Below are 21,570 nucleotides of genomic sequence, written 5' to 3' on the forward strand. Positions count from 1 at the left end.
TCCCCCGAATCGCGCGCCCGCACCGCGCTGACGACAGTCGGCTCGCTCCCAGCGGCGGGGATCGACGAGTAGAGGAACACCGACATGAACGACACAGCTACCGCGAAACACGGACCGGCACATGGCCGGTCGACACCGCACAGGGTGGCGATCGTCACCGGCGGAGCGTCCGGCATGGGGCTGTCGATCTGCACAGCGCTCGCCGAGGCCGGTCATCGGGTGGCGGTCCTGGATATCGACGGCACCGCCGCGCAACGAGCAGCCGAACAGTTGCAAGCAGCCGGGGCGACGGCGATGGCCTGCGCGGTCGATGTCACCGATCGAGACGCAGTTCGCGAAGCCGTGCGCAAGGTTCGCGTCGAGTTCGGAGCGATCGAAATCCTGGTCACCAGTGCGGGATTGGTCGATTTCGCGCCGTTCACCGACATCACGACCCAGGCCTGGAATCGGGTGGTCGCGGTGAATCTGGACGGGGTCTTCCACTGCGCGCAGGCGGTGGTGCCGGACATGCTCGCCGCCGGATGGGGCCGGATCGTGACGATCTCGTCGTCGAGTGCGCAACGCGGGTCGCCGGGGATGGTGCACTACACCGCGTCCAAAGGCGCGGTCCTGGCGATGACGAAAGCGCTGGCGCGAGAATACGCCGCCGCCGGAATCACGGTCAATACGATTCCGCCCTCGGGCATCGACACACCCATGTCGCGCCGGTCGCAGGCGGCCGGGCACCTGCCCGACAGCGCCGTCATGGCCAAGGCGATTCCCGTCGGACATCTGGGCACCGGTGCGGATATCGCCGCCGCGTGCGCGTTCCTGTGCTCGGAGCAGGCGGGCTACATCACCGGACAGGTGCTCGGCGTGAACGGCGGATCGGTGATATGACCGAATCCGTCGGTCCCCGCCTGGCACCGTTGCCGGTCCACGAGTGGGACGAACCGACCCGGGCGATGCTGCGCGGGCATGTGAAAACCGCCGATCGGTACCTGTCCGGCGCACCCGACGCACCAGCCATGCCGGGCATCCTCGGCGTGCTCGCCCACCACACCGAACTGGCGGGCGCGTGGCTGGCCTACAACGGTCTGCTGCTCGACCGCCCACTGCTCGACCCGCGCTGTCGCGAACTGGTGATCCTGCGGGTGGCCTGGCGCAGCGGGTCGGATTACGAATGGGCACAACATGTTCGGATGGCCAAGGCCCTCGGCGTCACCGACGAGCAGGTCGAATCGGTGCGGCGTGGGCCGCAGGCCCCGGTGTGGACGCGCGTGCAGCGATCGCTGATGGACATGACCGACCAGCTGCTGGATCAGCATCGTGTCGACGACAGCACGTGGGCCCAGCTGGAACGCCATTTCGACAAGCGGCAGCTGCTCGAGCTGCTCTTCGTCGCCGGCTCCTATCTGTGCCTGGCGATGGTACTCAACAGTGTTGCCCTGCAACCGGACCCGGAATCGGAGGAACGACCGTGAGCGAACCAGAGAGCGCACCGGCCACCCCACACCAATGGCCGCGGCCTGCCGAGGGCAGTTGGACCCAGCACTATCCCGAGCTGGGAACCTCGATGATGTCGTTCGAGGATTCGGTCTCACCGGAATTCTTCGAACTGGAGCGCGAGGCCATCTTCAAACGCGCGTGGCTCAATGTGGGGCGGATCGAGCAAGTCCCACGCACCGGCAGCTATTTCACCAAGGAACTCGACGTCGCGCGCAGCTCGATCATCGTTGTGCGCGATCGCGACGGTGCCGTCAACGCGTTCCACAATGTGTGCCGCCACCGCGGCAACAAACTGGTGTGGAACGAATTTCCGAAGGAAGAGACCTCGGGAATATGTCGTCAGTTCACCTGCAAGTACCACGGCTGGCGCTACGGAATCGACGGTTCCCTTGCGTTCGTGCAGCAGGAAGGTGAGTTCTTCGATCTCGACAAGAAGGACCTGGGTCTCGCACCGGTGCACTGCGAGGTGTGGGCCGGATTCATCTTCGTCAACCTCGATGCGGTGCCGAGGCAGACACTGCGGGAATTCCTCGGCCCCATGATCACCGATCTGGACTGCTACCCGTTCGACAAGATGACCGAGTGGTACGAATTCAAGGCCGACAATCAGAGCAACTGGAAGCTGTTCGCCGACGCGTTCCAGGAGTACTACCACGTCCCGGCCCTCCACACGCAACAGGTGCCGAGTGCGGTGCGCACGCCGGGCAAGGGCTTCGAATGCGCGCACTTCCAGATCGACGGCCCGCATCGACTGGTGTCCACCGGCGGTGCGCGACGCTGGACGCTGCCCCCGGAGTTCATGTATCCGATCGAACGGCTCACCCGCAGCGGGCTGGTGGGGCCGTGGGAATCACCGGATATCGGCGAGGTCCCGAAAGGGCTCAATCCCGGCCGAGTCGAACCATGGGGCATCGACAACTTCCAGATCTTCCCCAATATCGAGATTCTCATCTACCGCGGCTGGTATCTGCTGTACCGGTATTGGCCGACTTCGCACAACACCCACCGGTTCGAGGGCATGCTGTGCTTCCAGCCGGCGCGCACGGTCCGCGAACGGGTCGAGCACGAAGTGGCCTCGGTGGTGTTCAAGGAATTCGCGCTCCAGGACGCGGGCATGCTCACCGGCACGCAAACCGCACTCGAATCGGCGTACCGGACCGCCGGTCTGACGCATTTCCCGGTCAACGATCAGGAAATACTGGTGCGCCATTTCCACAAGGCCGTTGCCGACTGGGTCGATGAGTACCGGCTCGATCTCGCCGGGACCGGTGCACGATGACCATGCTGCCGCCTGCCTTCGCAGATCTCGAGCGTTTCGCCGAAACCTGGTGCCTGTCCAGCGAATCCGAACGCTACGCCCGTCGCCTGAGCAGTTCCATGCAGGAGTTGCTCACCTTCTACAACGCGTGCTTTCCCCGGGTCGAGGACGCACTCGCCTACTGCGACAAATTTCCGCTCGAAGAACTTCCCGACGACGCGATACACCTACTGCACCTGGTGTATTCGCTGGTGATGGTCGCGATGGCAGTCGAGATCTTCCAGCAGCCCAAGCCCGTCGACAGCGCCGATGCCGAGCTCGAACGCGTCGCACAGCCCTGGCCGTAATACGCAAAGGAAACACCCATCATGACGATGACGATCGACAAGATCGGCGACACTGTCGGAGCCCAGGTGATCGGCGCGACACGCGAGCAGTTACTCGCCGATGACACTGTGGCCGAAACCGTGATGGCCGCGCTCGAAGCCAACGGGGTACTGGTTTTCCGCGACCTGCGATTGGACCCGGAAACCCAGGTAGCGTTCTGCCGCACACTCGGACAGGTCGACACCTCACCGGGCCATCATCCGACCGAGGGGATCTACCGGGTCAGCCTCGACACCGCCAAGAACTCCTCGGCGAGCTACCTGCGCGCCACCTTCGACTGGCATATCGACGGCTGCACACCGGAGGACGACGCCTACCCGCAGATGGCCACCGTGCTCACCGCCAAGGCTGTTGCCGCCAGCGGCGGTGAGACCGAATTCGCCAGCACCTACAAAGCTTTCGACGACCTCAGTGCCGCGGAACAGCAATATCTCGCGCCGTTGCGGGTGGTGCATTCACTCGAGGCATCGCAGCGCGGGGTCACCCCCGATCCGACACCGGAGCAGCTCGCGGTGTGGCGACGGCGGCCGAGCAAGGAACATCCGCTGATCTGGACGCACAAATCCGGGCGTCGATCGCTGGTGCTCGGAGCGTCGACCGACCACGTTGTCGGGATTCCCGCGGCGGAAAGCCGGGAGCTACTCGATGATCTGCTGCGCCGCTGCACCGCACCCGACCGCGTCTACCGACACACCTGGGCGGTCGGCGACACGGTGATCTGGGACAACCGTGGCGTCATCCATCGTGCCGCGCCGTATCCGGCGGGTTCGCCGCGAGAGATGTTGCGCACCACCGTGCTCGGTGAAGAACCGATCGAATAGGAGAACACCCATGCCTCGTTGGCCCAAGCCGGCCGAGGGTAGCTGGACACAGCATTACCCCGAACTCGGCACCGCACCGATGTCCTACGAAGACTCGATCTCCCCGGAGTTCTTCGCCCTCGAACGCGACGCCATCTTCAAACGCGCCTGGCTCAATGTCGGTCGCATCGAACAACTGCCGCGCACCGGCAGCTACTTCACCAAGGAGATCAACGCCGCGCACACCTCGCTCATCGTGGTCCGCGACCGCGACGGCAGCGTGAACGCCTTCCACAACATCTGCAGGCACCGCGGAAACAAGCTGGTGTGGAACGAATTCCCGCGCGAGGAAACAGCGGGGACGTGTCGCCAGTTCACCTGCAAATACCACGGCTGGCGCTACGGACTCGACGGCTCACTGGCCTTCGTACAGCAGGAGAGCGAGTTCTTCGACCTCGACAAGCAGACCCTGGGGCTGGCGCGCGTGCACTGCGAAGTCTGGTCGGGATTCATCTTCGTCAACCTGGCCGCCGAACCACGTCAGACACTGCGAGAGTTCCTCGGCCCGATGGTGACCGGGCTGGAGGGGTACCCGTTCGACAAGCTCACCGAGCGCTATTCCTACCGGGCCGAAGTCGGTGCCAACTGGAAGCTCTACCTGGACGCGTTCCAGGAGTTCTATCACGCGCCGATCCTGCACGGGAAGCAGACTCCGGACAACTTCTCCGTCGCCGCCCAGCAGGCCGGCTTCGAGGCGCCGCACTACCAGCTCGACGGGCCGCACCGGCTTGTGAGCACCTCCGGCGTTGTCACCTGGGAACTCGATCCCACCATGCGCAAACCGATGGAAGACATCACCCGCAGTGGATTGTTCGGTCCGTGGGACGTGCCCGATCTGGGGCCGATGCCGGCCGGGCTCAATCCGGCGGGTTGTGACCCGTGGGGGCTCGATTCGTTCCAGCTGTGGCCGAATTTCAGCATTCTGATCTGGTCCGGCGGCTGGTATCTGACCTATCAGTACTGGCCGACCTCGCACAACACCCACATCTTCGAGGGCAATCTGTACTTCACGCCCGCGCGCTCCCCCCGCGATCGCGTCGCGCACGAAATGGCCGCGGTCACCTTCAAAGAGTATGGGCTGCAGGATTCTTCGACGCTCGAGGCGACGCAGATGATGCTCGAATCCCGGGCGGTCACCACATTCCAGCTCAACGATCAGGAGATCCTGCTGCGGCACCTGCACAAGGTCGCCGCGGATTGGGTCGGCGATTATCAGCGCGAGCGCACGGAGGCCAAGCGATGAGCGCACTTCTGCTCCCTGTCGAGTTCGCCGATCTCGAGCCGTTCGCCGCGGTGTGGTGTCTGCCCACCGAAACCGAACGCTACGACCGGCGCCTCGGTTCGACGATGACCGAGATGCAGCGGTTCTACGACGCGATAGCACCGCGCGCCGAGGACGCGCTCGCCTATTGCGACAAGTTCACGATCGACGACCTTCCCGACGACGCGAAAAACCTGATGTATCTGCTGTATTCGATGATTCAGGTTTCCTTTCCGGTCGAGGTGTGGAGCCAGCCACGCATCCCCGACACCGGATCGGCATCGCTGACCTGTGTGATCGAGCCGAGCATATGACCGGGCAGGTCGTCGTGCTGCGCGCTGCGGCCTGGGTCGATGTCGATACCGGGCGGCGGCACACACCGGCGGTGATCGTCGTGGAAGGTAACCGGATCGCCGCGGTCGATCCGGTCGAGGTGCCCGCGGGCGCGCCGGTGATCGAGCTGGGTTCGCTCACGCTGCTGCCCGGGTTGATGGATATGGAGGTCAACCTGCTCATCGGCGGGCCCGACAATCCCTCAGGGCTGCCCAACCCGATGCACGGTGTGCAGGACGACCCGGTGTACCGGACATTGCGGGCCTCGGTCAATGCCCGGACGACCCTGCTCGCCGGTTTCACCACCGTCCGCAATCTCGGCCTGATGGTGAAGACCGGTGGCTATCTCCTCGACGTGGATCTGCACCGCGCGATCGAACAGGGGTGGCTCGACGGTCCGCGCATCGTCGCGGCCGGCCACGCGATCACGCCCACCGGCGGCCACCTCGACCCGACCATGTTCCAGCGTCTGGCCCCGCACATCATGCCGATCACGGTCGAGGAAGGCCGTGCCAACGGAGTGCCACAGGTCCGCGAATGTGTGCGGTACCAGATCAAATACGGCGCCGAAGTCATCAAGGTCTCGGCGTCGGGCGGGGTGATGTCACACGGCACCGTCGCCGGTGCGCAGCAGTACTCCGATGAGGAATTGGCCGCGATCGTCGACGAGGCCCATCGCGCCGGTGTGCCCGTCGCCGCGCACGCCCATGGCGACGCCGGAATTCGCGCCTGCATCCGCGCCGGCGTCGACTGCATCGAACACGGCTCGCTGGCCGAGGGCGACACCATCGCGCTGATGGTCGAACGTGGCACCTTCCTGGTGCCGACCAGCTACCTCTCCGAGGGCTTGGACCTGTCCAAAGCCGCACCGGCACTGCAGAGGAAGGCCGCCGAGGTCTTCCCCAGAGCGCGCGAAACGCTGCGCAAGGCGATCGCGGCCGGGGTCAAGATCGCCTGTGGCACCGACGCGCCCGCTGTCCCGCACGGGCACAACGCGAAAGAACTGTGGGCGCTGGTCGACCGCGGGATGACGCCCGCGCAGGCGTTGCGGGCGGCCACTGTCACCAGCGCCGACCTGATCGGCGTCGATGATCGCGGGCGTCTGCTACCCGGGTTGCTGGCCGACATCATCGCCGTGCCGGGTGACCCCACCGTCGACATCACCACCATCGAGGACGTGCGGTTCGTGATGAAAGACGGTCGCGTCCACAAGCAACCGTGATCAGCGAAACCCGTTCGCCCGCAGACCGAATGCGCGCATCAGATCCGAGGTAGCAATGTCGCCACGTCACCAGCTCTATATCGGCGGGCAATGGGTCGACCCCGCCACCAGCCAGACGATCGAGGTGATCTCACCGCACACCGAACAGCTCGTCGCGCGGGTCGCCGACCCGGCACCCGCCGATGTCGATCGCGCGGTCGCGGCCGCGCGCAGCGCGTTCGACACGGGGCCTTGGCGGCGCACGGATCCGCAGGCGCGGGTGGCGATTGTCCGTGAGCTGGCCGAGTGCTACCGCGCACGTGAAGACGAACTCGCGCACCTGATCACCACCGAGATGGGTGCGCCGATCACCTTCGCGCGCTCGGCGCACGTCACGCTGCCCGGCGTCATGATGCGCGCTTTCGCCGACACCGCCGCCGACTACCGCTGGCAGGAGACCAGAACCGGATTCCTCGGGGGTGACGTCGTCGTCGGTCACCATCCCGTCGGCGTCGTGGCCGCGATCATTCCCTGGAACATGCCGATGTTCCTGATTGTGGCGAAGCTGATTCCGGCGCTGCTGGCCGGCTGCACGGTGGTGCTCAAGCCGTCACCGGAGACACCGCTGGACGCGCATCACATGGCAGAGCTGCTCGACCAGGTCGGGTTGCCGCCCGGAGTGGTCAGCATTCTGCCGGGTGGGCGCGAGGTCGGCAGGCAGCTGGTCGCACACCCGGGCGTGGACAAGGTCTCGTTCACCGGGTCCACCGTGGCGGGCAGACAGGTGGCCGAAGTCTGCGGTGGCGCGCTGCGCCGGGTCAGCCTCGAACTCGGCGGCAAATCCGCCGCGGTCGTTCTCGACGACGCCGACCCCGACGCCGTCGCCACCGGCATGATGGTCGCGGGGCTGATGAACGGCGGGCAGGCGTGCGTCGCCCAGACCCGGGTGCTGGTCCCCCAGCGCCGTCGACACGAATTCGTCGATGCGCTGGCGAGTTCGATCGAACGCCTCACTGTCGGAGACCCTTTCGACACCGCGACGCGCATCGGCCCGATGGTCTCGCGCCGTCAGCAGCAGCGGGTACGCGAATACATCGACCTGGGACAGCGCGAAGGAGCCCGGCTGCTCGTCGGCGGCACCGACCTGCCCGCAGACATCGATCGCGGCTGGTATGTCCGGCCCACCCTGTTCGCCGACGTGGACAACTCCATGCGAATCGCGCAGGAAGAGATCTTCGGTCCCGTTCTCAGCGTGATCGCCTACGCCGACGACGACCACGCCGTCCACCTCGCCAACGACAGCGAGTACGGGCTCTCGGGCTCGGTGTGGTCACCCGACATCGAGCGCGCCACGGCGATCGCCCGCCGCGTGCGCGCGGGCACCGTCGGTATCAACGAGCCCTACAGCATGGATCCCGTCGCGCCGTTCGGCGGAGTCAAGAACAGCGGCATCGGCCGCGAGTTCGGCGCCGAGGGCCTCGCGGGCTACCTCGACACCGTGTCGTTCTCGATTCGCCGGCCAGTGGCGGATTCCGCAGTGGCGCAAGGCGATACCGTCGGCGCTGACCACGCCGCGGGACCACCGACGGAAATCCGCAGCTCATGAACAGCCGACGCGCGCGATCAGGGCAGCTTGATCGCCGACATGTACATCTCGAGGATCGGTCCGTAGAGGTCGACGCCGTCGAGCTCGGTGCCGAGCACGACCGACGGCGTCGTGTGGATGAGCACCCTCGCCATCGTCATCGGTGGAATCAGCGAGGTCGCTCCGAGGCGGTCGAGATTCTCGATGATGAACCGTCCCAACGCTTCTACCGCCTCTTCCCGCCGGGCAGCGACTCGTTGTCTGACCTCGGGGTTGCGCAGCAGGTACAGCGTGAACTCCATGCCGAGCGCGGCGTGCTCGGTACCGCGGTCGGCGCCGAGCCGTCGCCACAGCTCGCCGACCCGGTCCAGCTCTTCGGTGCCCATCCTCGATGCCGCTGCCAGCACCTCGGCGAACATGTCGAAGTAGCGCTGCAGGTATCGATCGTTCACCTCGAGGAAGAGCTCTTCCTTGGTGGCGAAATGCTTGTAGATCGCGCCCTTGGTGTAGCCGGCGGCGTGCGCGATGTCATCGAGTGTCGCCGCCGCGAAGCCTTTTTCGGCAAATACCTCTTCGGCAGCATCCAGGAGCAACCCCCTGGTGCGCTCGAGTCTCCGCTCTCGGGTCCAACGCTCAGCCATGTCAGCGATTATGGCACGAATCTAAGAAACCCTCGGGAATCTCAGATCCCCAGTGGTATATTTCTGTTCGTACAGATACCTCAGGAGCGTGACCGATGACTCCCTCATCGAATTCCACGGCCATCGCCGATTCCCTTCGGACCACCACAATTCATCGAGGAGGTGCGCTGTGAGCGGACCATCGGAACCGAAAAAGGGAACCACCATCACCGAGCCACTCGGCAATGTGGCCACCCTCGGCGCACAAGTTCGATCCACCAGCAAAGCCGTCAAGATCTGGGCCACTCTCGGTGGCTTGATTCTCGCCTTCCAGATATATGTGTGGCTCCGCTGGATCACCGGCCCCAATTTCGAGCGCGTGCCCACCGGACCGAGCGATCCGCCAACCTTCATGAAGGTGATTCTCACCGTCTGGACCGCGGTGATTCTGCTCGGCCTGCCGGTCGGCCTGTATTTCTTCATCATCCGGCCATGGATGCGCGAGCGGCGAATAACGCTCGACGGCATGCTGTTCGTGGCCTGCGGCCTGATGTTCTTCCAGGACCCACTGCTGAACTACTTCAATACGTGGAGTACCTACAACACCTGGATGTTCAACAGGGGCTCGTGGGTGCAGGACGTACCGGGCTGGCAATCCTATGGTGAACCGGGCGCCATGATGGCCGAACCGATCCTGATGAACGCACCGGGCTATTCGTACGGCGTGCTGCTGTGCACGATCCTCGGCTGCTGGGTGATGCGAAAGACCAAGCAGCGGTTCCCCAATATCAGCACTATGGGTCTGATCGGCGTGCTGCTCGTCTGGACATTCTTCTTCGATCTCGTCATCGAAGGTCTGTTCCTGATGCCGATGGGTCTTTTCACCTACCCCGGCGCACTCCAGGCATGGTCGATCAACGCAGGCACCTATTACCAGTGGCCGCTGTACGAAGGACTCATGTGGGGCGGTGTTCAGGCCGGTCTCTGCTCGCTGCGCTATTTCACCGACGACCGCGGCCGGACCATCGTCGAACGTGGCTTGGATCAGATCCAGGGCGGATTCATCAGGCAACAGTTCACGCGTTTCCTGGCGATCTTCGCGGCGGTCAGCACCTTCTTCTTCGTGGGCTACAACCTGCCCGCGCAGTTCTTCGCACTTCACACCGATCCCTGGCCCGAGGATATCCAGAAGCGCTCGTATTTCAATATGGGCATCTGTGGCGAAGGGACCGACCGGCTCTGCCCACATCCTGATCTACCGGTTCCCTTCAGGAACAGCGGCTATATAGATCCGAATGGCCGTCTCATCTTGCCAGAGGGCGCGGAACTGCCGAAGATCATTCCCTTCGCCGACACCGACAAAGGAAACTGACATGAACAGTCGATCCAGCGCTGTACTCGACGTTCCGCCTGCACCGTTCTATCGGGCGGTCGGTGACGAAGTGGAAGTCTTTCGCGCCGCCGCCGTCGGCGGCCTGCCGCTTCTGCTCAAGGGTCCTACCGGCTGTGGCAAGACCCGCTTCGTGGAAACCATGGCCGCCGAGCTCGGCCGGGAACTGATCACCGTCGCCGGCCACGAGGACATGACCTCGGCCGATCTGGTGGGCCGTTTCCTACTCAAGGGCGGCGAAACGGTCTGGGTGGACGGTCCGTTGACGCGGGCCGTCCGGGCGGGCGCCATCTTCTATCTGGACGAGGTCGTGGAGGCACGCCAGGACACCACCGTGGTGATCCATCCGCTCGCCGATCACCGCCGCGAACTTCCGGTCGACCGGCTCGGGGTGACATTGCCCGCGGCACCCGGGTTCCAGCTGGTGATCTCCTACAACCCCGGCTACCAGAGCGTTCTGAAGAACCTGAAGGAGTCGACTCGGCAGCGGTTCGTCGCCATCGAACTCGGCTTTCCGCCGCCCGAGATCGAGCGCGAGGTGGTAGCCCACGAAGCCGGGGTCGACGCCGAGACGGCACGGACGCTGGTCCGGGTCGGCAGTGCTATCCGCAACCTGGACAACTCGCCGCTGCGCGAGGTGTCCTCCACCCGGATGCTGATCCTCGCCGGTGGTCTCGTCGCCGGCGGGCTGAACCTGCGCACCGCCGTGCAATCGGCGGTGGTGCAGGCGCTGTCCGATGACGCGGATATCGTTGCCGCTCTCGGCGAACTCGTCGACGCCGTGCTGCCGCAGCCATGACCGCCGACGATCCGAACGGGCCGGAAAGGTTCCGGTTCCTCGCCACCCATATCGCAGGCAGGTCTGTGGGTATCGCAGAGCTGCCCGCGGGCGGGGCCCCGTATACGAACGGCCAGGTCGTCTTCGTCTCGGGAGGCGGTTCCGGCACCGAGCAGCGCCGCGAAGTGCTCCTGCAGAGCGCGCTGCTCGGCGCCGGGAGCCTGGATCCGGCATTGGTGCGGTCACTGCGGGGGCGTCCCTCGGCAGCGCGCCGCTACTTGGCTCTCGAAGGCCACCGTGTCCTCAGCGAACTCGCCGAACGTCTCCCGGTCGCAGCCGGGCTCGGGCTCGACGCTGAACCGAGAACCGCGACCGCTGCGGATTCACTCGCGGCGGCCAAGGGAAAAGGGAAGATCGACGAGCCACCGGAGTGGTTCGGCACCATCAAACCCGCCCAGTTGGTGGCGTCGGATCCCGGCCCCGGCGGGCGGGCGACCGACCGGGAGCTGCGGCTGGAATTCGATCTCAGCGAGATACCGGAGGCCGACGAGGAGCTCGAGGACAGCGTCGAGAAATCCGAGGAGAGCAAGATTCTCAAACTCTTCGAGAATCCGCTCTTCAGCGGCAAATCGGTGATGGAATTCCTCCGCAGAACAGCGGGCAGTTCACGCTCGGACGGGGACGGGCCCGCCGGCGCCGAATCCCCGGTCAGTGCGGTGCGGCGGGCGCGCATGGTCGGACCGCAGGCCCGGCCGCTGCCCACCCGGATCAAGTTCACCGACGCGGACAAGCCGGGCGCTGCCGCCGGAATCGGCGGCGCTCTGTATCCGGAGTGGGACGTTTTCAACGAGCGGTACAAGCCGGATTGGTGCCGAGTCGTCGACTTTCCGCTGACGGTTCCCACCGATATCTCGGCCGCGCGTGTTCCGCGCGACGATGTGCTCCGGCGGCGGCTGGCTCGGGTTGGGCTGGGCCCCAAGGTGTTACGCGGGCGCGCCGACGGTGACGAGCTCGATATCGAGGCGCTCATCGATCTGTTCGTCGATCTGCGTTCGGGCTTCTCACGGCCGGAGAACGTGTACCTCGAACACCGCAGGCTCGAACGCAATCTCGGCGTGCTGATCCTGCTCGATGCCTCCGGATCGGCCACCGATGCCGATCTGAAGGGCCTGTCCGTGCACGAACATCAGCGCCGCGCGGCCGCCACGCTGGCCGTCACGCTCGAAGAGCTCGGTGATCGTGTGGCGGTGTACGCGTTCCGGTCCGAGGGGCGCCACGCGGTGCACCTGCCCGCGATCAAAACCTTCGATCAGCGGTTCGGTGCCCTCGGACGCGCCAGACTCAACCAGCTGCAGCCCTCGAACTACACCCGCTTGGGGGCCGGCATCCGCGGTGCGGGCGAGATCCTCAAAAACGAAGCGGGAACACAGAATCGGCTGTTGGTCGTGCTGTCGGACGGTTGTCCCTACGACGGTGGCTACGAAGGCCGCTACGCCGAAGCCGATGCCGCCAAGGCGCTCGAGGAGTTGCGTGCAGAGGGCGTGGCCTGCCTGTGTCTGTCCATCGGCGCCACCACGCCCGCCGACGCCCTCGAACGTGTCTTCGGCTCCGCCAGTCACGCGGGCGCGGCGACCCTGAGCGAACTGAGCCCGCACATGGATGAACTGTTTCTGTCCTCGCTTCGGGAACTCGCCGCGCCCGCACCGCGGTAGCGAGACATCGGACCGGAAGAGGAAGGCTCGCAGTGGAACCCAGCACATCCGCGGTCACCGAGATCAAGGACTGGTCGAAGCAATACCACCGGCGCCACCCCATCGCCTCGCTACAGACCGTCGGACGTCAGGTCACGCTCGGGCGCGACGCGTTTCGCTACCTCGTCACCGATATCGCGGCGCGGCGCTTTCCCTTCGACGAATTCGTCGGGCAGGCGGTGTTCATGGTGAAGACCTCCCTGCTTCCGACGGTGGCGGTGGCGCTACCGATCAGTGCCACGCTGTCCATCCAGTTCGGTTTGTTGGCCGGGCAGGTCGGGGCCACGTCGCTGGCCGGGGCGGCGAGTGGGCTGGCGGTGATCCGCCAGTCGGCACCGCTGGTCACCGCCATCCTGCTCGCGGCAGCGGTCGGTTCGGCGCTGTGCGCCGACCTGGGCTCCCGCAAGATCCGCGAGGAGATCGACGCGATGGAAGTCATGGGTGTGTCGGTACTGCGCAAGCTCGTGGTGCCGCGGTTGGCCGCGGGGATTCTCATCGCGATGGCGCTCACCAGTGTCAGTTGCTTTGTCGGATTCCTCGCCGGCTATCTGTTCAATGTCTATGTCCAGGACGGCACTCCGGGCAGCTACATGGCGACGTTCTCCTCGTTCGCGACCGCGGGCGACCTGTATCTGGCGATGGTCAAGGCGGCGGTGTTCGGGGTGATCGTCGTCGTGATCGCGTGCGAGAAGGGCCTGAACACCCGGGGTGGGCCGGGCGGTGTCGCGAATTCGGTCAATGCCGCCGTGGTGGCCTCCATCGTCGTGCTGATGGTGGTCAATCTCGGCTTCACCCAGGTCTACACCATGCTGTTCCCGAGGACGACGCTGTAATGGCCGCCACCTATCTCCCACCGGGTGTTCGGACCGTGCTGACCGTGGCGGCCGTGCCGTGGCGCGGCATCATCAGGTTCGGGCACATGTTCACGTTCTTCGTGCGCGCGGTGGTGTCGATTCCGGTGGCGCTGCGGCAGTACAGCCGTGAATCCCTGCGGATCCTGTCCGATGTGACCTGGGGCAACGGCTCGCTGATCGTCGGTGGCGGAACGGCGGGTGTGATGATCATCCTCGGTGCCGCCGCGGGGGGCATCGTCGGTATCGAGGGCTTCAACGCCTTGAAGCTGCTCGGCATGGAGCCCGCGACCGGGATGATCGCCGCGACCGCCGCCACCCGTGAACTGGCCCCGATCATGGCCTCGATCGCCTTCGCGGCGCAGGCGGGGTGCCGGTTCACCGCGCAGCTGGGCGCGATGCGGATCGCCGAGGAGATCGACGCGCTCGACGCCATCGCGATCCGCCCTGTCCCCTTCCTCGTCTCGACGCGGCTGATCGCGGCGATCGTGGCGGTGATTCCGTTGTATCTGGCCGCGCTGGCCGCGGACTACCTCGCGGTCGAGTTGTTCGTCGGGTTGGTCGGCGGGCAATCGTTCGGCACCTACGCGCACTATTTCGACCTGGTTCTGGGTGGTACCGACATCGTGTTCTCGCTACTGAAGGCGATCGTGTTCGTCACCATCACCACGACGATCCAGTGCTACTACGGCTACTACGCACGCGGTGGACCGCAGGGCGTCGGTGTCGCGGCCGGTCGCGCGATGCGCGCGAGTATCACCGTCATGATCTCGGTGAATCTATTGATGACGCTGGCGCTGTGGGGTTTCGACGCCGGCTCCAGGATCAGCGGGTAGTGCGATGGCGATAGTGTTCGAATCCGATGACCGGCGCCTGTCGAACGCGAAGTTGTTCGTGCGGGGTGTGGCCGCGCTCGCTGTGGTCGCCGCCGCGGTCACGGCGATGGTCGCCCGATCCGAAGGCGCGTTCGCGCAGACCGTCGAGGTCACCGCGATGCTGGTCGACGTCGGCGACGGCCTCCCGAAACGTTCCGACGTCAAATACCGCGGCGTGCTGGTCGGCAGTGTGGCCGAAGTGGTTCCGGCCTCCGGCGGCGCAGCCAACAAGGTACGCATCGATCTGGTTCCCGAACACGCGGCGGGAATCCCGGCCACCGTGACCGCACGTGTGGTCCCGAGCAACGTGTTCGCGGTGCCCTCGATCCAGCTCATCGACAACGGTCCAGGACCGGTGCTGTCGGCAGGCGCGTCGATTCCCGAGGATCACAGCCGTGCCAGTGTGCAGCTGCAGACCTCGCTGACGGCGTTGAGCCGGATCGCCGCCGCGGTCGCCCGGCCCGGCACCGACCCCACCGTCGGGATCCTCGAGACCGTCGAGCGAGCCACCAGAGGCCGAGGCGACGACGCACTGGCAGCCGCGTCCCAACTCGAGCGAATCGTGCGCGCCTACAACGCCGAAGCGGCGTCCGGCGCCGGTCTCCCCCTCATCACCGGGCTGTCCGAAGGCGTCAAAGGCTTACAGCAGTCCGCCCCCGACTTGCTTGCCGCGCTACACGAAGCGGTAGGGCCGATGCGCAGCGTCGCCCAACAGCGAGAGCGGTTGGCGCAGTTGCTGACCGGTGCCGTCGCCACCTCCGAAACGGTCGGTACGGCGATGACGAATCGGACCGAGACACTGATCGATCTCAATGCCCGACTGGGCCCGGTCCTGCAGGTGCTCGCCGCGGGCAGCGACAACTTCGTGCAGATGACGACCTCGCAGACCCGGATCGCGCGCGTGTTCGCCGACGACTTCTGGCAGGTCGACACGCAGAGCGGCACCGCCAAGGTCATCGTCGAACTCACCCCGCACAAGCAGTACACCCGCACCGACTGCCCCCGCTACGGCGAACTCGCCGGGGCGAGCTGCCACAACGGCCCGGCGGCAGGCGCACCCGTCATCGGCGACGCCGACCAAGTGGTCACCCAACTCGAGCCCGAACAAGCCATCGCCGAACGCCTCGGCCTGCCGGTGGAATCGGTCGGCCTCGCCGAACTGTTCGGCCTGGTCGCACCGACGACGGGAGGACCACGATGAAACGCCGACGCGAACTCGCCGGCCTGACCGCGTTCCTGCTCGTCGCCGCGCTCTTGCTGTGGATGGTCCGGGTGACCCTGCAACGCGATGTCGCCGGTGACACACATGCCTATTCCGCGGTGTTCAGCGATGTCTCGGGACTGCGGGTCGGCGACGACGTCCGGGTAGCGGGGGTACAGGTGGGCCGGGTCGACACCATCGCCATCCACGGACCGCACGCGAAAGTCACCTTCCGGCTACGCCAGGATCAACCGGTCTACGGCAACACCCGCGCCGCCGTCATCTACCAGAATCTGATCGGCCAGCGCTACCTCGGGCTCAGCATGGCCGACTTCGGCGCCCCGGCCCGGCTGGCTCCGGGCGCGGTGATCCCGCTCGAACACACTGAGCCCTCCTTCGATCTTTCCGGGCTGCTCAACGGTTTTCAGCCCTTGTTCAGTACCCTCGACCCGGAAGATGTGGACAATCTGACCTCCGCGTTGATCCGGGCGCTGCAGGGCGACGACGGCGCGGTAGCCGCGCTGATCACCGAAACCGCCACGCTGGCACAGACTTTCGCCGGCCCGGATCAGATTCTCGGTGCGCTCATCGACAATCTCACGGTGGTCATGACCACACTGGCCGGGCAGAGTGCCGGGATACAGACAACGATCGCGCAGACGCGCAAGATCTTCGACGGGCTCGAGGGCAAGCGCGAGGCACTGATGGATCAGACCGGCCGGATCGCCACCGTGCTCGCCGATGCCGCGACTGTGGTCAACGGTGCGAGCCCGTCGCTGAACGAGTTCCTGCGTCGAGAACCCGGCTTCGCGAGCCATTTCGTCGACGGCAGGCAACGTTTCGCCTATCTCGGTTTCAATCTTCCGCTACTGCTGCAGTCGATGGTCCGGGCGACCGACGCCGGCGCCTTCGTCAACGCGTATGTCTGTGACATCGCGTTCAGCATCGTGCCGGGGATCGATCCGGTGATCTCGCAGATCCTGGCAGCCGCCTCCCCGACCGGCCGTCCCCAGAACTCCCCGATCTGTAGGTAGGACCATGATGAAGACACTGCGCGCCCTCGTCCGGCGCCTGCCGCGGCCCGGCACGGCGGGCGCCGGGGTCTCCGATACGGACCAGTCGCTGCGTATCGGACTCATCGCCGTCCTCACGATGGTCCTGTTGCTGGTCGCGATGGTCACGGTCAATTCGCTGCAGCTCGGGTCGCGGACCTGGCGCGCGGAATTCGCGCAGGCCGCGGGGATCGGCGCGGGCGACTCGGTGACCTGGGCCGGCATCCCGGTGGGGACGGTCACCAGCACCGAGCTGGTCGGTGACCGCGTGGAGGTGACCATGAAGATCGACGACGAGGTCAGCTTGGGCGCCGACACCGCGGCCGCGATCAAGTTGACCACCCTGCTGGGCTCACGCTATGTGGAACTGCGCTCGACCGGCGCCGGCACGCTGCCCGGCAATCGAATTCCGTTGTCGCACACCACGGTCCCGTACGATCTGGAGACCGCGCTGCAGGATGCCACCACCACCTTCGATCAACTCGACGCCGACCAGATCGCCGAGTCGATGACGGCGCTCTCGCACGGACTCGACGGTGTTCCCGCCCTGATCCCCGGCATCCTGCGCGACGTGCGATCCCTGTCCACCGTCATCGCCACCCGCCGCCAGCAGATCGGCGACCTGCTCACCACGACCGGCCAGGTCAGCACCGTCATCCGTACTCAGCAGGCCGAGATCGGCGCGGTCATCGGCCAGGGCAGCACCGTGCTGGGGCATATCGTCGCCCGGCAGGAAGCGCTGCACCGACTACTCGACGCGGTCACCACCCTGGTCCGGCGGCTCGAACCGATCGTGGTCGGCGAGGCGACCGAGATCGAACAACTGCTGACCGACCTGCGCGAGATGACCGCGATGCTCACCAGCCACGACGACCTACTCCGCAACATCCTGCAAATCCTGCCGGTGCCGTGGCGAATGTTCGCCAATGCCACGGGCACCGGCGCGGAACTGAACGCCAACGCCCCCGACGGAGCGTTCATCGACTCCTGGATGTGCGCGTTGAGTGCCACCGCGGTCGCCGCGGGCCGAGCCCCCTACCTCCAGGACTGCCGATGAGCGTCACCCTGTCCACCCTCAAACTGGCCGTCGTCAGCCTGACCGCCGCCTGTCTGGCCGGATGCTCGTCCGGCGCCGACACATCCACCACCATCACCGCCCGCTTCGCCAACGCCAACGGCCTCTACGAGGGCAACGCGGTCTCGGTTCTCGGGATGCGGGTGGGCCGGATCGTGCGCATCCAAGCCCACGGCGCCGCCGTCGAAATCCAGATGCGTATCAACGGCGGCATTCGGCTGCCCGCCGATGTTCAAGCGGTCACGATCTCGGACTCGATCCTCACCGACCGCCACATCGAACTCACCCCGGTCTATCGAGGTGGGCCGACCTTGGCCACGGGTGCCATGCTGGACACGGCACACACGAAATCGCCGGTCGAGTTCGACGCCCTGTTGTCGATGGCGCAGCAGCTGTCCGGCTCGCTCGGCGGTGACGGCAACGGCTCGGGGCCGGTCGCGGATCTGATGAACCTGGGGTCGGCGGCGACCAGCGGCAACGGCGAGAACGTGCGCGCCGCGCTCAGCGAGCTCTCCCGCGCGCTGCAACTGGGTGCGGATCACGGTGCGGTCACCCGCGACGCGATCACCACCGTCGTCACCAACCTCGACGCGCTGACGGCCGCGGCCGCGCGCAACGACGTGACGCTGCGTGAATTCGGCGGTGCCGTAGCACAACTCAGCGATTTCCTGGCCGAGCAGCAACTGGGCACCGGCGCGACCGGGGCCGCGATGAACAGGATCATCGTGGCGGTGACCGACCTGGTCCGACGCCACCAGGGCACGATCGCCGGTTTGGCGACCGACGCCGACACCCTGACCGGTTCGCTGGCCGCCTACGACTACAACCTCGCCGCATTCCTCGACGTGTTTCCCATGGTTGTCGACAACGCCTACCACTCCGTCGACCAGAACGTCGGCGCACTCCGTGCCACTGTCGATATCAACCGGCTGCTACTCGACGGCCAAATGGTCAAGGAAGTCTGCAACCTGCTGCAACTGCGGAATCTCGGCTGCGCCACCGGGACCATGCGCGACATGGGCCCGGATTTCGGTATCACCGCCATCCTGGCGGGCATCGCGGAAAAGAACGGCCGATGACACGCCAGGGCAAGGCGAGCCGGTTCGTCGCCACCGCCGCCGCGCTCGCCTTGTCGGCCACCGGATGCGCCGTGGGGCTGGACCGGCTGCCGCTGCCCGCACCAGGGCTCGGTGGTGACACCTACACCCTCACCGCGACATTCGCCAACGCCCTCAACCTCCCGACCAAGGCCAAGGTCAAGTTCAACGGCGCCGACATCGGCCAGGTCGAATCCATGTCCGCGCGCGACTACACCGCGGTAGTCACCCTGCGGATCACCTCGACCGTGCGCCTGCCGCTCGGCACGTCGGCAGAGCTGCGGTCGGCGACCCCGATGGGCGATGTCTTCGTCGCGATGAAACCCCCTCGGATCATCGAACCCGGAACCGCCGCCCTCGACGACGGCAGCGACATCGCGCTGGAATCGACCTCGGCCGCTTCGACGATCGAGGAAATGCTCACTCGCGCATCACTTCTGGTCAGCGGCGGCACCATCGAATATCTCACCACAGTGATCTCCGCACTCAGCGAGCATGTCGGTGGCCGCGGTGAGCGACTCGCCGGACTACTCACCGAGACCCGGACCCTGCTCGGTTCGCTGTCAGCCCGGTCGGGACAGATCAACGAACTCCTGCACTCCGCCGCCGATCTCAGCGCGACCGTCGCCGCCCAGCAGGGCACCCTGGCCGACACCGCCGCCGCGGCCGGACCGGCGATGCAGGTGCTGGCCGAGAACACCGGTTCGATCGTCACGCTGGTGGAGCGCATCGACACCATCGCCGCCCAACTCGCCCGGTTCCCCAGCATCCAGGGCACCAACACCACGAGTATGGCCGCCAACATCAACCGGCTCGCCGCCGGTCTCAACGCCGCGGCCACCAATCCCGAGGCCGATCTCGGCGAGGTCAATACCATGCTCGGCATTGTCATCAAGATGATCAGCGGACCCAACGGGCACGTCAAAGCCGACATCACGGGGATCGCGCTCCCCGATCCCGCCTTCCCCAGCACATCCGGTAGCCGAGCTCCCGACCTCACCGACTGGGCGGCCTTCGTCGGGTCGTTACAGCACATGCTCGCCCGACTGGGCAACCGTCTGGAAGGCGCGCCACGATGACCGAGACAACGCAGCGCAGCGTGTGGGAGGGGCCTGCCACCCTGCTCGTCGGCGGCATCCGCCGCGCCCACCACTATCGGGTGGTGGTCTCCCTGTTGGGCCTGTTCGCCATTCTCGGTGGCGCCTGTGGACATCTGATCTTCAACACTCTCGACCTGGATCCGCTGAGCCGGCCATACCAGGTCCGTGTCGAACTGGACCGATCCGGCGGGCTACTGCCTGGACAGGAAGTCACCCTGCGCGGGGTCCGCGTAGGACGCGTCGATTCCGTCGCGGTCGCCGGCGAGGCCGTGGTCGTCGTCGCCGCCATCGACGAGCATGTCCGAATCCCCACCTCCGGCCAGGTCCGTGCCGCGGCCCTGTCCGCGGCCGGCGAACAGTACCTGGATTTCGTCCCGGCCGGTGACGACGGCCCCTATCTGACCGACGGCGCACTGATCACCGCCGATCGCACGTCCACGCCGGTGCCGATGTCGGACATGCTCGAAAGCCTCAGTGGCACCATGTCTCAGATCGATCCGGCGCGCCTCGCGGCGATCTCCGCGGAACTGGGTGCCGGCCAGGCGGGCCCCGACAAGCTGGCGTCGATCATCGATGGTGGGACGTTCCTCATCTCGACCCTGGACACGACACTGCCGCACACGGTGAACCTGCTCCGCAACAGCAGAGTCGTCCTGACGACCCTGCACGACGGTCAGGACGCGCTGCGCTCCACCGCGGCGAACCTGTCCGCCACGCTCGGCGGCGTGTCCTCGATGACCGGCGGATTCGAGCAGCTCGTCGCGCAGACACCACCGCTGCTCGCCACCCTCGACACCATCCTCGCCGAGAACTCACCGACGATGGTCCAACTGCTGGGCAACCTTGTCACCGTCTCCCAGGTCGCCTACTCCCGAATCCCCGCCCTCAACGAATTCTTCTTCCCCCAGCAACGCGCCGGATCGGCTCTGGATGCGGTGACCTCGGCGTTTCATGACGGCGGCGTGTGGGCGCTGGCCAGCATCTACCCCCGCTACGCCTGCGACTACAACGTGCCGCGGCATGCTGGTTCCGTCCCCGACTACGCCGATCCGTACGTCAACGCGGACTGCACCGACCCCGACCCGACACTGATGCCGCGCGGTGCCCGCAACGCTCCCCGACCCACCGACGACCCCGTGCGACCTCCGCCGGTCGGCGACCCCCACCAGACCGCCGACCCCGCGCCGACCGGACCGCTGACCATCCCGACTCCCTACGGCGGCCCCTACGCCCCGGTCCCCCGGTGAGCCATCTCCGCCGCACCTCACCCCACCCGTACCGAATACCGCGAATCAGTTCCCCCACTGCCACCTAGGTGGTAGCGTCGCGCCATCAGTAACACGGTTACTCATGGATGCGGCGTACGTTGGCCGTGTCTGAATGCTGCAGCCGCCCAACAGCTTCCAG

Annotated in this window: 21 protein-coding genes; 20 read left to right on the forward strand and 1 reads right to left on the reverse strand. The window is 66.1% G+C overall.

The genetic code is table 11. The features are described 5' to 3' along the window. Positions 1 to 84: 84 nt before the first annotated feature. From ACWZHB_RS13345 to ACWZHB_RS13385, 9 genes are read left to right on the forward strand one after another with little or no spacing between them, the layout of a single operon-like run. Positions 85 to 879 carry an SDR family NAD(P)-dependent oxidoreductase gene (locus ACWZHB_RS13345; RefSeq protein WP_427908249.1) on the forward strand — a complete coding sequence of 265 codons (795 nt, stop codon included), beginning with the start codon at positions 85 to 87 and terminating at the stop codon, positions 877 to 879. Next, entirely contained in the window at positions 876 to 1,463 is a 588-nt protein-coding gene (locus ACWZHB_RS13350) for a carboxymuconolactone decarboxylase family protein (RefSeq protein ID WP_427908250.1), read from the forward strand. The genes ACWZHB_RS13345 and ACWZHB_RS13350 overlap by 4 nt, the downstream gene beginning before the upstream one ends. Beyond that, positions 1,460 to 2,767 carry an aromatic ring-hydroxylating oxygenase subunit alpha gene (locus ACWZHB_RS13355; RefSeq protein WP_427908251.1) on the forward strand — a complete coding sequence of 436 codons (1,308 nt, stop codon included), beginning with the start codon at positions 1,460 to 1,462 and terminating at the stop codon, positions 2,765 to 2,767. Before ACWZHB_RS13350 ends, ACWZHB_RS13355 begins: the two co-directional genes overlap by 4 nt. Next, positions 2,764 to 3,093: a hypothetical protein gene (locus ACWZHB_RS13360; protein WP_427908252.1), complete on the forward strand. Its 330-nt coding sequence runs from the start codon at positions 2,764 to 2,766 to the stop codon at positions 3,091 to 3,093. Before ACWZHB_RS13355 ends, ACWZHB_RS13360 begins: the two co-directional genes overlap by 4 nt. An 18-nt stretch (positions 3,094 to 3,111) precedes the next feature. After that, a complete protein-coding gene (locus ACWZHB_RS13365; RefSeq protein WP_427909157.1) occupies positions 3,112 to 3,954 on the forward strand; it encodes a TauD/TfdA dioxygenase family protein in 843 nt (280 codons plus the stop codon). A gap of 10 nt (positions 3,955 to 3,964) precedes the next feature. Beyond that, positions 3,965 to 5,236: an aromatic ring-hydroxylating oxygenase subunit alpha gene (locus tag ACWZHB_RS13370; RefSeq protein WP_427908253.1), complete on the forward strand. Its 1,272-nt coding sequence runs from the start codon at positions 3,965 to 3,967 to the stop codon at positions 5,234 to 5,236. Then, positions 5,233 to 5,568, forward strand: a complete 336-nt coding sequence (locus tag ACWZHB_RS13375; protein ID WP_427908254.1) for a hypothetical protein — start codon at positions 5,233 to 5,235, stop codon at positions 5,566 to 5,568. Before ACWZHB_RS13370 ends, ACWZHB_RS13375 begins: the two co-directional genes overlap by 4 nt. After that, positions 5,565 to 6,809, forward strand: coding sequence for a metal-dependent hydrolase family protein (locus ACWZHB_RS13380; protein WP_427908255.1), 1,245 nt, complete (start codon positions 5,565 to 5,567; stop codon positions 6,807 to 6,809). Before ACWZHB_RS13375 ends, ACWZHB_RS13380 begins: the two co-directional genes overlap by 4 nt. A 55-nt stretch (positions 6,810 to 6,864) precedes the next feature. Next, positions 6,865 to 8,394, forward strand: coding sequence for an aldehyde dehydrogenase (locus ACWZHB_RS13385; RefSeq protein WP_427908256.1), 1,530 nt, complete (start codon positions 6,865 to 6,867; stop codon positions 8,392 to 8,394). Positions 8,395 to 8,411: 17 nt separating this feature from the next. On the opposite strand, the gene ACWZHB_RS13390 is transcribed toward ACWZHB_RS13385, so the two are convergent. After that, on the reverse strand, positions 8,412 to 9,014 hold the full coding sequence (locus ACWZHB_RS13390) for a TetR/AcrR family transcriptional regulator (protein WP_427908257.1): 603 nt from the start codon (positions 9,012 to 9,014) through the stop codon (positions 8,412 to 8,414). A 169-nt stretch (positions 9,015 to 9,183) separates the two neighbouring features. On the opposite strand from ACWZHB_RS13390, the gene ACWZHB_RS13395 reads away from it, so the two are divergent. Genes ACWZHB_RS13395 through ACWZHB_RS13445 form a run of 11 tightly spaced genes read left to right on the forward strand, consistent with a single transcriptional unit; the run spans position 9,184 to position 21,410 of the window. Then, positions 9,184 to 10,365, forward strand: coding sequence for a spirocyclase AveC family protein (locus ACWZHB_RS13395; RefSeq protein WP_427908258.1), 1,182 nt, complete (start codon positions 9,184 to 9,186; stop codon positions 10,363 to 10,365). Between the two features lies 1 nt (position 10,366). After that, positions 10,367 to 11,182, forward strand: a complete 816-nt coding sequence (locus ACWZHB_RS13400; RefSeq protein ID WP_427908259.1) for a CbbQ/NirQ/NorQ/GpvN family protein — start codon at positions 10,367 to 10,369, stop codon at positions 11,180 to 11,182. Then, positions 11,179 to 12,873, forward strand: a complete 1,695-nt coding sequence (locus ACWZHB_RS13405) for a nitric oxide reductase activation protein NorD (protein WP_427908260.1) — start codon at positions 11,179 to 11,181, stop codon at positions 12,871 to 12,873. Before ACWZHB_RS13400 ends, ACWZHB_RS13405 begins: the two co-directional genes overlap by 4 nt. A 32-nt stretch (positions 12,874 to 12,905) precedes the next feature. Next, entirely contained in the window at positions 12,906 to 13,745 is an 840-nt protein-coding gene (locus tag ACWZHB_RS13410) for an MlaE family ABC transporter permease (protein WP_427908261.1), read from the forward strand. Then, on the forward strand, positions 13,745 to 14,599 hold the full coding sequence (locus tag ACWZHB_RS13415; RefSeq protein WP_427908262.1) for an ABC transporter permease: 855 nt from the start codon (positions 13,745 to 13,747) through the stop codon (positions 14,597 to 14,599). The genes ACWZHB_RS13410 and ACWZHB_RS13415 overlap by 1 nt, the downstream gene beginning before the upstream one ends. A 4-nt stretch (positions 14,600 to 14,603) precedes the next feature. Continuing rightward, the gene (locus ACWZHB_RS13420) at positions 14,604 to 15,839 is read left to right on the forward strand and encodes an MCE family protein (RefSeq protein WP_427908263.1); all 1,236 of its coding nucleotides are present in this window, start codon (positions 14,604 to 14,606) and stop codon (positions 15,837 to 15,839) included. Next, complete coding sequence (locus ACWZHB_RS13425) at positions 15,836 to 16,873, forward strand: MCE family protein (RefSeq protein ID WP_427908264.1); 1,038 nt, start codon at positions 15,836 to 15,838, stop codon at positions 16,871 to 16,873. Before ACWZHB_RS13420 ends, ACWZHB_RS13425 begins: the two co-directional genes overlap by 4 nt. Before the next feature lie 4 nt (positions 16,874 to 16,877). Then, entirely contained in the window at positions 16,878 to 17,948 is a 1,071-nt protein-coding gene (locus tag ACWZHB_RS13430; protein ID WP_427908265.1) for an MCE family protein, read from the forward strand. Then, complete coding sequence (locus ACWZHB_RS13435; protein ID WP_427908266.1) at positions 17,945 to 19,045, forward strand: MlaD family protein; 1,101 nt, start codon at positions 17,945 to 17,947, stop codon at positions 19,043 to 19,045. Before ACWZHB_RS13430 ends, ACWZHB_RS13435 begins: the two co-directional genes overlap by 4 nt. Further along, positions 19,042 to 20,142 (forward strand): MlaD family protein, encoded by a 1,101-nt coding sequence (locus tag ACWZHB_RS13440; RefSeq protein ID WP_427908267.1) that lies wholly within the window; start codon positions 19,042 to 19,044, stop codon positions 20,140 to 20,142. Before ACWZHB_RS13435 ends, ACWZHB_RS13440 begins: the two co-directional genes overlap by 4 nt. Then, entirely contained in the window at positions 20,139 to 21,410 is a 1,272-nt protein-coding gene (locus ACWZHB_RS13445) for an MlaD family protein (RefSeq protein WP_427908268.1), read from the forward strand. The genes ACWZHB_RS13440 and ACWZHB_RS13445 overlap by 4 nt, the downstream gene beginning before the upstream one ends. The last annotated feature ends 160 nt before the right edge of the window (positions 21,411 to 21,570 follow it).

The sequence above is a fragment of the Nocardia sp. FBN12 genome, from assembly GCF_054031145.1.